We start from the raw sequence: 10,851 nt of genomic DNA on the forward strand, positions 1-10,851 counted from the left end.
GAGCAAAACCAAATGGCTCAGGAAAACACAAATACGAACGCCGGCGTTCAAGGCAAGATTGTTCAGTGCATTGGCGCTGTGGTTGACGTGGAGTTTCCGCGCGAGCACATGCCACGCATTTACGACGCGCTCAAGCTCGAAGGCTCCACCCTTACCCTGGAAGTCCAGCAGCAGCTGGGCGACGGCATTGTCCGTACCATTGCGCTGGGCTCCAGCGACGGTTTGCGCCGTGGCCTGATGGTGTCCAACAGCGGCAGCTCCATCATGGTGCCGGTGGGAACCGCCACCCTGGGCCGCATCATGGACGTGCTCGGCGCGCCCATCGACGAGCGTGGTCCGGTGGCATCGACCAAGATGGCCTCCATCCACCGCAAGGCCCCCACCTATGACGAGCTCAGCCCGTCGCAGGAACTGCTGGAAACCGGCATCAAGGTGATTGACTTGGTGTGCCCGTTCGCCAAGGGCGGCAAGGTCGGTCTGTTCGGTGGTGCCGGCGTGGGCAAGACCGTGAACATGATGGAACTCATCAACAACATTGCCAAGGCGCACAGCGGCTTGTCGGTGTTTGCCGGCGTGGGTGAGCGTACCCGTGAAGGCAATGACTTCTACCACGAGATGGCCGACTCCGGCGTGGTGAACCTCGAAAAGCTCGAAGAATCCAAAGTGGCCATGGTCTACGGCCAGATGAACGAGCCCCCGGGCAACCGTCTGCGCGTGGCCCTGACCGGTCTGACCATTGCCGAGTCGTTCCGCGACGAAGGCAAGGACGTGCTGTTCTTTGTGGACAACATCTACCGTTTCACACTGGCCGGTACCGAAGTGTCCGCTTTGCTGGGTCGTATGCCTTCTGCCGTGGGTTACCAGCCCACCCTGGCCGAAGAAATGGGCCGCCTGCAAGAGCGTATCACCTCCACCAAAGTGGGTTCCATCACCTCGATCCAGGCCGTTTACGTGCCTGCCGACGACTTGACCGACCCGTCGCCTGCCACCACCTTCGCCCACCTGGATTCCACTGTGGTGCTGAGCCGTGACATCGCGTCGCTGGGTATTTACCCCGCCGTGGACCCGCTGGACTCCACCAGCCGCCAGCTTGACCCCAACGTGGTTGGCCTGGACCACTACGAAACCGCCCGTGCCGTGCAGGGTACGCTGCAGCGCTACAAAGAGCTGCGCGACATCATTGCCATCCTGGGCATGGACGAACTGGCCCCTGAAGACAAGCTGACCGTGGCGCGCGCTCGCAAGATCCAGCGTTTCCTGTCGCAGCCCTTCCACGTGGCTGAAGTGTTCACCGGCTCGCCCGGCAAGTACGTGTCTTTGGCGGAAACCATCCGCGGCTTCAAGATGATTGTGGCCGGCGAGTGCGATCACCTGCCAGAGCAAGCCTTCTACATGGTTGGCACCATCGACGAAGCCTTCGAAAAAGCCAAGAAAGTCTGATGACCTTGCGGGACAGATCTTTAGCTCTGTCCCCAACTGATATGACCTTGCGGGGCAGATCTTTAGCGCTGTCCCCAACTGACTAGGAAAAAAATGAACACTATTCACGTTGATGTGGTGAGTGCCGAAGAGTCCATCTTCTCGGGTGAGGCGCGTTTTGTCGCCTTGCCTGGTGAAGCGGGCGAACTCGGTATTTACCCGCGCCACACGCCGCTGATCACCCGCATCAAGGCGGGTTCGGTGCGCATCCAGTTGGCTGACGGTGGCGAAGAGTTCGTGTTTGTGGCCGGTGGCATCCTCGAAGTGCAGCCCGACTGCGTCACCGTGTTGTCTGACACCGCCGTGCGCGGCAAGGACCTCGACGACGAAAAAGCCAACGAAGCCAAGCTGGCCGCAGAAGAAGCCGTCAAGAACGCCAAGACCGACCTCGACCTGGCCCGCGCCTCGTCCGAACTCGCCGTCATGGCGGCACAAATTGCCGCGCTGCGCAAATACCGCCAGAAAAAGTGAGCCCTGGGGGGCAGAGTTGAAACTGCCGAATCATTAAAAACCCGACCGTCAAACCGTCGGGTTTTTTGTTGTCTGATATTTGTCAATTTAAATGTAAGTATTTGATACACTGACAAAAATAATAGTCATCAAACCTCGGGAATACACATGCCGAATTCGGAAGTTTCTGGCCAGCCAGTGGTCACGCATACGGGCGTCGACGAATTGCTGGTTTGTCTGCAGATTCTGGCGCGTACCCACGGTGAGGCCGCCACCCGCGATGCCTTGATGGCCGGCCTGCCCGCCGAGCATGCCCGTCTTACCCCCAGTTTGTTTGCCCGCGCTGCCTTGCGCGCGCACCTGAGCAGCCAGCTGGTGCAAACGCCCCTGGCCCAGCTCAACGATGCCTTGCTGCCTGCCGTGGCGCTGCTGCAAGACGGCAAGGCCTGCGTGGTGTTGGGTTTCAACGAAGCGCGTGATGAAGTCCAGGTGATTTACCCAGAGCTCAACGAAGCCACCGTCACCGTGCCGCTGGTCACCCTGGAGGCCAGCTACATCGGCACTGCCATTTATGCCCGACCCACCCAGCGCTACGACGCACGCACGCCGCAGGTGCGCGCCGGCAAGCACCAGCACTGGTTCTGGGGCGTCATTGCCGAAAGCCGCCCGCTCTACAACGACGTGCTGTTGGCCGCGCTGCTGGCCAATACCTTTGCGCTGGGCATGCCCTTGTTCGTTATGAACGTGTACGACCGCGTGGTGCCCAACCAGGCCTTCGAGACGCTGTGGGTGCTGGCCCTGGGCCTGATGATCATGCTCATCAGCGACCTGGTGTTGCGCACCATGCGCGGCCGTTTCGTTGACCTGGCCAGCAGCCGCGCCGACGTCAAGCTGTCGGCCTTCATCATGGAGCGCGTACTGGGCACGCGCATGGAGCAGCGGCCGGTGTCGGCGGGTTCATTTGCGTCAAATTTGCGCGCCTTCGAGTCGGTGCGCGACTTCATTGGCTCGGCCACGGTGGTGGCCTTCATTGACCTGCCGTTTGCGCTGATCTTCATGCTGGTGATCGGCTGGATCAGCTGGTACATGCTGATCCCGCTGATCATTGGCGCCATCGTCATGGTGTTGTATGCACTCATCGTGCAGGGCCGCATGCACGAGCTGGCCGAAACCACCTACCGCGCCGGTGCCCAACGCAACGCCACCCTCATCGAAGGCCTGGTGGGTTTCGAGACCATCAAGGCCCTCGCCGCCGAGGCGCCGATCCAGCGCAAGTGGGAAAAAAGCGCCGCCCTGCTGGCCCGTGTGGGTGCCCAGTTGCGGCTGCTGTCCAGCACCGCCAGCAACACCTCGGCCTTTGTCCAGCAGTTCATCAACCTGACCATCATCATCATTGGTGTGTACCTGATTTCCGAGCGCGAGCTCACCATGGGCGGCCTGATTGCCTGCACCATGCTGGCCTCGCGCGCCATGGCGCCGGTGGGCCAGGTGGCGGGCTTGTTGGTTCAGTACCACACCGCGGCCACCGCACTCACGTCACTCAATGAAATGATGGCGCGCGAGGTCGAGCGCCCCGCCGACACCACGTTCATCAGCCGCGGCCGCCTCAAGGGCGAGGTGGAGTTTCGCGATGTCAGTTTCAGCTACCCGGGCCAAAGCACGCCCTCGCTGCGCAACCTCTCGTTCAAGCTCAAGCCGGGCGAAAAAGTGGCCATTCTGGGGCGCATTGGCTCGGGCAAGACCACCCTCGAAAAGCTCATTTTGGGCCTGTACCAGCCCACCGAGGGTGCGGTGCTGGTGGACGGCATCGACCTGCGCCAACTCGACCCCGCCGAGCTGCGCCGCCAGATCGGCTACGTGCAGCAGGATGTCATGCTGTTCTATGGCAGCCTGCGCGAAAACATCACGCTCGGTGCGCCGCTGGCCGACGACGCTGACATCGTCAAGGCGGCGGAAATTGGCGGCATCCTGAGCTTGGTGAACCAGCACCCCAAGGGCTTCGACATGCTGGTGGGCGAGCGCGGCGAGTCTTTGTCGGGTGGCCAGCGTCAGGGTGTGGCCATTGCCCGCGCCGTCATCAATGACCCTCCCATCATGCTGCTTGATGAACCCACCTCTTCGATGGACTTTTCGAGCGAGGACGACATCAAGCGCCGCCTGACCGAGTTCTCCAAAGACAAAACGGTCATCCTGATCAGCCACCGCACGTCCTTGCTCGACCTGGCGGACCGCATCATCGTCATGGACGGTGGCCGCATCATGGCCGACGGGCCGAAAGAGCAAGTGATCACGGCGCTGCGCCAGGGTCGTATCGGAAAGGCTGCATGATGGCTTTGTTCAATAAAAAAGCCTTTGACAATACCGGCGAGGTCATCAAGCAGGCCAGCAAGGCCAGCGACCTCACCTTTGGCCCCCTGGTCAAGCGGCTCACGCCGACCGACGAAAAGGAAAACCTCGATTGGGCGGGAGACGCCGACTGGGCGCGCCTGCAGCAAGAGCCCTTGCGTGCGCGCAGCCTGCTGCGCCTGGCCGCCGGTGCCCTGGTGCTGCTGGTGATCTGGGCGGCTTTTGCCCACATTGATGAAGTCACCCGCGGCGAGGCCAGGGTGGTGCCTACCAGCCAGGTGCAAATCATCCAGAGTGTGGACGGCGGTGTGGTCGAGGCCCTGCTGGTGAAAGAGGGGCAGATTGTGGAAGCCGGGCAACTGCTGCTGCGGGTCGACCCCACCCGCTTTGTGTCGACCCTGATGGAGAGCCAGGCCAGCCAGGCCTCGCTGCAGGCCAAAGCGCTGCGGCTGCAGGCGCTCACGCGCGGCACGCCCTTCAACCCGCCCAAGGAACTGGTGCGCGACGCGCCCGACGTGGTGGAGCAGGAGCGCCGCCTGTATGAATCACGCAAGGCCGAAATCAGTGCCCAGACGTCCATTTACCAAAGCCAGTTGGTGCAACGCCAGCAGGAGCTCAACGAAGTGCGGGCGCGGCGCGACCAGGCCGAGCGCAGCATGGCCCTGATGACCCAGGAGATCAACGCCACCCGTCCCATGGTGGCCACCGGCGCTGTGTCCGAGGTCGAAATGATGCGGCTGGACCAACAAATGGCCCGCCTGCGTGGCGACCGCGAGCAAGCCACCGCCCAGATTGCAAGGGTGCAATCGGCCATTCAGGAAGCCAACAGCGAGATCAACGAGGTTCAGCTCACCAGCCGCAACCAGATGAGCGCCGAGTTGTCCGACACCATGAGCAAACTCGCCAGCCTGGAACAGGGCGGTGTGGCGCTGCAAGACAAGGTCAAGCAGGCCGACATCAAGTCCCCGGTGCGCGGCACCGTCAAGCGCCTGCTGGTCAACACCATCGGCGCCGTGGTGCAGCCCGGCAAGGAAGTGGTGGAGGTGGTGCCGCTCGACGACGCGTTGATTCTGGAAGTGCAAATCACGCCCAAGGACATCGGCTTCCTGCGCCCGGGACAACCCGCCATGGTCAAGTTCAGCGCCTACGACTTCTCCATTTACGGCGGTCTGGAAGCCGAGGTGTTTTTGATTGGCGCCGACTCGGTGCTTGATGAAAAAGGCAACGCGTTCTATCATGTACGCGTGCGCACGGCCAAGTCCAGTTTGGGACCCAACCTGCCCATCATCCCTGGCATGGTGGCGCAGGTGGACATCATGACCGGCAAGAAAACCGTGTTGTCTTACCTGCTCAAACCGGTGCTGCGAGCCAAATCCAACGCAATGACTGAACGATGAGTACTCAACACTTCTTTCTCTCCAGTCCGGCCTCGACCTTGCCTGAGCGCCTGCGTGAGGCGTTTGCAGACATCGCGCCGCTCAGCGCTGAGGCCCTGCTGGCGCGTCTGCCTGCCTTGCCCGCCGCGCAAAGCCTGATCTGGCTGAGCGCCACTGACGCGCAATGGCCGCAGGCCCTGCGCCAGATTCTGCAGGCCAAGCCCGATGCCCGCGCGGTGCTGCTCTCGGGCGTGCCCGAGCCCGCCGAGGGCCTGCGCGCCCTCAACGACGGCGCGCGCGGCTACACCCATGCCTATGGTGTGCCCGCGCTGCTGCAAGAAGTGGCGTTGGTCATTGAACACGGTGGCCTGTGGGTCGGCCCCGACCTGCTGCAGCGCCTGGTGGGCTCCACCAATGCCGCCTTGGCCGCCCAGCAAGCCGTGAGCAAAGCCCAGTCGCCCGCAGTTGCCACAGCTGGTGCCGCCCCCAACGCCTGGGCCTTGCTGTCCGCGCGTGAGGTGCAGGTGGCCCGCGCCGTGTCGGCTGGCCGGTCGAACAAGGAAGTGGCCGACAAGATGTTCATTTCCGAGCGCACCGTCAAGGCCCATCTGGGTGCCATCTTTGAAAAACTCGGTGTGCGTGACCGCCTGCAACTGGTGTTGCGCCTGGCCGCCTCGCCAGAGCCGGCGTCCACCTCAGCGGCGGAGCCCAAGTCATGAGCCAGCCCGACAAAGCCGCCGCCCTGAGTCAGACCGACACCAGCCTGGTGCGGGTGCTGGAGGATTTGATCGACGTGCTCATCACCCGCGGTGTCATCCAGTTCACCGACCTGCCCGAGCCCGCCCAGGCCAAGCTGCTCGAGCGCCGCGAAACCCGGGCCAGCCTCAATAACCGCCTGCAACTGCTGCCCATGGACAGCGACAACGACCTGGTTTAAGTTGGTGTATTTTGTGGGGCAGACTTCAGTCTGCCATACCCCACAAGGGGATGTGTTCATCTCACAGATAATGAAACCATGCGATCTTCAACAGAAACTCTTCTGGCAAGTGACGGCCCCGTTGTGACACCGATCCGCGCGGCTTTCGGCACTGTTTTCGGTGCGCTGGGCATCGTGCAATCTGCTTTGCGCCGTGGCCAGCATCTTGTCCATCAACGACTTGGAAAACGGCACTTTGTCAAGTTGCCCGATTCGTGCCAGATTTTCAAGCGCATCAGAGGCCAAGCGCGTCTCCGATCAGCATGATTTTTGGTTTGGCCATCACGTCTTGAACAAAGGTGTTGCCGCCTGATTTTTTTTCCAACCATTCGCCGGGGCGCATGACTTTTGGGTTGATTTCGCGACCCAGTGCGTTTTGCGCGTCGTACAGCGCATGGATCGCTTGAGCAAAAGTCACCTCGCCAATGATCATCACATCGATGTCGCTGTTCGCATTTTCATTTGAACTGGCAATGGAGCCGAACACAAAGGCGGCACTTATCTTGTCTGCCAGTGGTAACAGACTCGCTCTGAGCGCATCGGCCAGTCCGATAGTTTTGTTAATCAGCGCCTGCAGTTCCGGGTACACCGGATGTGCCGTATTGGCGCTGAACTGGGTTTGGTTTCCAATGCGCTGGCTTTGCAACAAGCCGACATCGCAAAGGGCATCGACTTCTTTTTTGAGGGTGCCGGGAACGGCGCCGGTCATCCTGGCGAGTTCTCGCAAATGAATCCATTGGCCCGGCTTCATGAGCAAAAGCCCAAGCACCTTTCGCCGATACTGGTTCGGGAAAAGCAGGTCAGAAACGGATTTTTGTGTTTTCAAAATAAAAACAAACGTTTTTTAATTGAAAACATCTTAACACTGACGCATCGGCCAGTCCGGTGCTAGCTGACCCTACAACAACCTCGCTGCTGGGTTTGGTGAAAGGCACGGTCGTACCAAGGCATTCCATGCGGTCTTAAAACATACCCAAGAAGTCGCCTGGCGTCACAATTGGCACCTCCCGCCACGGGTGTAAAACCAGCAAGTCCGCGTCGCTGCTCACCAGCACCTCGGCTTCACACGCCAGGAGCAGCGCTAAAAATTGGTTGTCTTTTGGATCTCGGCACGGTGGGGTCACGGTGGCCTCGTCTGTCATGGCGACCGGGACCAATACAGCATGCTTGCGCACCAGGGCCACAAACGCCTCGCGCACGTCCGCAGTTTGATACCGATCAAACTTTGGCCGCATCAACACCTGTTCCAACTCCGACAACGTGGACGCTGAGACACAAACCTCACCTGTCGTCAACGCCAGCGCCAAGGCCTTGTGGGGTGTCGACCCTACTCGCAACGCTGCGCTCACCAGTGTGCTGGTGTCAAACACAACCCGATGCAAGCGGCTCACCGCAAAGCCTTCACCATCTCCACCACCTCTTCATCGGTCAGGTGCGCAGCGGCCGGTAGCGCACTGGCTGTAGCCTGTTGGCTCCAGGCTTCAAAAGCGTCCACCGCGGCACTGCGCTTGTGCCGGGCATTCTGAAGGTCTTGCATGTCGCGAGGCGAAATAATGAACGCCGCTGTGCGACCATGCCGGGTGATGGTCACCGGCTCGCGCTGCACGGTGTCGAGCAATTGCCCAAAACGGTTTTGGGCATCCATAGAACTTACGGTGATCATGACAGAACTCCTTAAACTAGCTAGGCTGTACAGTATAGGGAGTTAGGTTCTCGTCGTCAAACCCTGCTTCGGTGACCAAGGACCTTGAACCCTGTAGGGCGGACTTTAGTCCGCCATGGTCGAATAAATTCGACCCCACAACAAACCAAAACTCGGTGTTCATGGAAAGCAAAGCGCGGCAATCCATGCAGCTCCCCCCGGGTAAACCCCAGCCAAACACTTCAAATATGTACTTAAGTCCAATAGGCAATCAGTTTTGATCCTCCTATTCTCGTGCTTGTACATTTATGTTCCCTGAGCGCATGTGCTCGGACCCAATTTCTTAACTGGAGATCATCATGGCCCAAATTGCTTCTGTCGCCGCCATCACCGGCACTGGTAAAGCCTTCGCAGTCAACGAGCAAGGCGTCAGCCGCGAGCTCAAGGCCGGGGACGTCCTGCAAAAGGGCGAAACCATCCGCACCGTGGGCGATGTGCGTGTTGAACTCCTCATGGAAGACGGCCGCCTGATGGCCGTGGCACCCAACCAAGTGCTGCGCCTTGATGAAAACGTGTCTGAGTCAGACCAACGCCCCACCGCGCAAGACAGCGCCGTGGGCGCACCTGCTGAAACCGCCGACACCATTTTGCAAGCCCTGGAGCGCGGCACCGACCTGAGCACCGAACTTGAAGCAACCGCGGCCGGCCTGGGTGGCGGTGGTGGTGCCGACGGCGGCAGCAGCTTTGTGCAGCTGCTGCGTGTTACCGAAGGCGTTGATCCGCTGTCTTACCAATACGATTACACAGCGCAAGACCCGTTGCCTGACCTGGAAGGTAACCCGGAAATCCTCACCAACACCCCCCCTACCATTTTGGTGGGCAACGGCGGGCTGGTAGCTGACAATGCTGAAGGTGATGTTTTCGAGGCAGCACTCGGCGCTGGCGGCTCCAATGCGGATGGCCTTGGTGAAACTCTTCAGGGCCGGTTCTTGGTGTCAGACCCCCAAGGCGTTGCCTCACTGGTGTCTGTCACCATCAATGGCCAGGTGATCCCTATGGGTAGCCTGGTGGGCACCGAAGTGCCTGGCGAGAGCGGTGTTTTGACCATCACCAGCTTTGACCCGGCAACCGGGATCGCCACCTTTGAATACAAGCTGTCAGGCCCCACGGTTGATGTGCCTGACCAGCTTGAGACAGAAACCTTCACGTTCACCACCACCGACGGTGAATTCACGTCCAACACAGCCACCATCACGCTCAACATTGTTGACGACGTGCCCGAGGCAAGAGCCGACGCAGCATCGCCACTCGAAGACACCCCCGTCATCATCGACGTGTTTGCCAATGACGTGGCCGGCGCCGACGGTGTGAACCTGGCCACTGGTGTTGCACTGGCCAGTGCGCCCACCAAAGGCACTGTGGTTTACAACGGTGATGGCACCTTCACTTACACCCCCACACCGGGTCAGGAAGGCACCGACAGCTTCACCTACACCATCACCGACGGTGATGGTGACCAGTCAACGGCTACGGCCACTGTTACCTTGGCGCCAGACAGCGCGCCCACGGCTGGTAATGACACGAATTCCACACCCGAAAACGGCGGGGTTTTGACCGGGTCGGTAGCTGGTAACGACAGCGTTGGCAAAGACGCCGTGGGTGCAACCTATACAGCGGGCACCTTCACCGGCTCACTAGGTGGCACACTGGTGCTGGCCGCTGACGGCAGCTACACCTACACGCCCCCGGCCTCGGTGGACAACTCAAATGGCGACCCAACCGAGACATTCACCTACACGCTGACTGACGGCGACGGCACGCCCACCACGGCCAACCTGGTGATCACCATCACCGACACCGGCCCGACGGCAGGTGACGACACCAACACGGTGGCAGAAGGCCGCAACACTCTGGAAGGCACAGTCGTCGGTGGCGACAGTGCCGGCAACGACGCAACAGGCGCGGTCTACACAGCAGGCACCTTCACGGGCTCACTGGGTGGCACACTGGTGTTGGCCGCAAATGGCAGCTACACCTACACGTCCCCGGCCTCGGTGACTAACCCACAAACCGGCACACAGCCGACCGAGACCTTCACCTACACGCTGACCGACGGCGACGGCACGGCCACCACGGCCAACCTGGTGATTACCATCACCGACACCGGCCCGACAGCCGGTGACGACACCAACACGGTGGCAGAAAATGGCAAGATCCTCAACGGCACGGTCGCCGGTGGCGACAGCGCCGGCAACGACTCGGCAGGCGCGACCTACACAGCGGGCACCTTCACGGGCTCGTTGGGCGGCACGCTGGTGCTGGCCGCTGACGGCAGCTACACCTACACGGCCCCGGCCTCGGTGGACAACTCGCAAGGCGACCCAACCGAGACCTTCAGCTACACGTTGACCGACGGCGACGGCACCGAGACCACGGCTGACCTGGTGATCACGATCACGGACACGGGTCCGGTGGCGGTCGTTGACACGGGCAGTTCGGTGGAGGGCAGCACCACATCGGGCAACGTGCTGACCAACGACACGGCCAGCGCTGACGGCACCAAGGTGGTGACCACCACTTCC

Annotated in this window: 10 protein-coding genes; 7 read left to right on the forward strand and 3 right to left on the reverse strand. The window is 60.9% G+C overall.

Annotated features, from left to right (window positions below; genetic code table 11):
* Nucleotides 1-12: 12 nt before the first annotated feature.
* The 6 genes from atpD to Q7U49_RS07270 all read left to right on the forward strand — a co-directional run bounded on the left by atpD (nt 13) and on the right by Q7U49_RS07270 (nt 6,588).
* A complete protein-coding gene (gene atpD, locus Q7U49_RS07245; RefSeq protein WP_304763500.1) occupies nt 13-1,440 on the forward strand; it encodes a F0F1 ATP synthase subunit beta in 1,428 nt (475 codons plus the stop codon).
* A 93-nt stretch (nt 1,441-1,533) separates the two neighbouring features.
* Nucleotides 1,534-1,950, forward strand: coding sequence for a F0F1 ATP synthase subunit epsilon (locus tag Q7U49_RS07250; protein ID WP_304729035.1), 417 nt, complete (start codon nt 1,534-1,536; stop codon nt 1,948-1,950).
* Between the two features lie 147 nt (nt 1,951-2,097).
* Entirely contained in the window at nt 2,098-4,257 is a 2,160-nt protein-coding gene (locus tag Q7U49_RS07255) for a type I secretion system permease/ATPase (protein WP_304763501.1), read from the forward strand.
* Entirely contained in the window at nt 4,254-5,672 is a 1,419-nt protein-coding gene (locus Q7U49_RS07260; RefSeq protein WP_304763503.1) for an HlyD family type I secretion periplasmic adaptor subunit, read from the forward strand. Before Q7U49_RS07255 ends, Q7U49_RS07260 begins: the two co-directional genes overlap by 4 nt.
* Nucleotides 5,669-6,370, forward strand: a complete 702-nt coding sequence (locus Q7U49_RS07265; protein WP_304763504.1) for a response regulator transcription factor — start codon at nt 5,669-5,671, stop codon at nt 6,368-6,370. The genes Q7U49_RS07260 and Q7U49_RS07265 overlap by 4 nt, the downstream gene beginning before the upstream one ends.
* On the forward strand, nt 6,367-6,588 hold the full coding sequence (locus Q7U49_RS07270) for a hypothetical protein (RefSeq protein WP_304763505.1): 222 nt from the start codon (nt 6,367-6,369) through the stop codon (nt 6,586-6,588). The genes Q7U49_RS07265 and Q7U49_RS07270 overlap by 4 nt, the downstream gene beginning before the upstream one ends.
* A gap of 274 nt (nt 6,589-6,862) precedes the next feature.
* Here Q7U49_RS07270 and Q7U49_RS07275 read toward each other — a convergent pair whose 3' ends face one another.
* The 3 genes from Q7U49_RS07275 to Q7U49_RS07285 form a co-directional block, all read right to left on the reverse strand.
* Entirely contained in the window at nt 6,863-7,453 is a 591-nt protein-coding gene (locus tag Q7U49_RS07275; protein WP_304763507.1) for a nucleotidyltransferase domain-containing protein, read from the reverse strand.
* Nucleotides 7,454-7,589: 136 nt separating this feature from the next.
* Nucleotides 7,590-8,018: a putative toxin-antitoxin system toxin component, PIN family gene (locus tag Q7U49_RS07280; protein ID WP_370653976.1), complete on the reverse strand. Its 429-nt coding sequence runs from the start codon at nt 8,016-8,018 to the stop codon at nt 7,590-7,592.
* Entirely contained in the window at nt 8,015-8,290 is a 276-nt protein-coding gene (locus Q7U49_RS07285; RefSeq protein ID WP_304763511.1) for a type II toxin-antitoxin system Phd/YefM family antitoxin, read from the reverse strand. Before Q7U49_RS07285 ends, Q7U49_RS07280 begins: the two co-directional genes overlap by 4 nt.
* Before the next feature lie 338 nt (nt 8,291-8,628).
* Between Q7U49_RS07285 and Q7U49_RS07290 the strand changes: the two genes are divergently transcribed.
* The coding region (locus Q7U49_RS07290) for a retention module-containing protein (protein WP_304763513.1) at nt 8,629-10,851 on the forward strand (2,223 nt) is incomplete at its 3' end.

The organism is Rhodoferax sp. (assembly GCF_030653815.1).
Taxonomy (GTDB): Bacteria; Pseudomonadota; Gammaproteobacteria; order Burkholderiales; family Burkholderiaceae_C; genus Rhodoferax.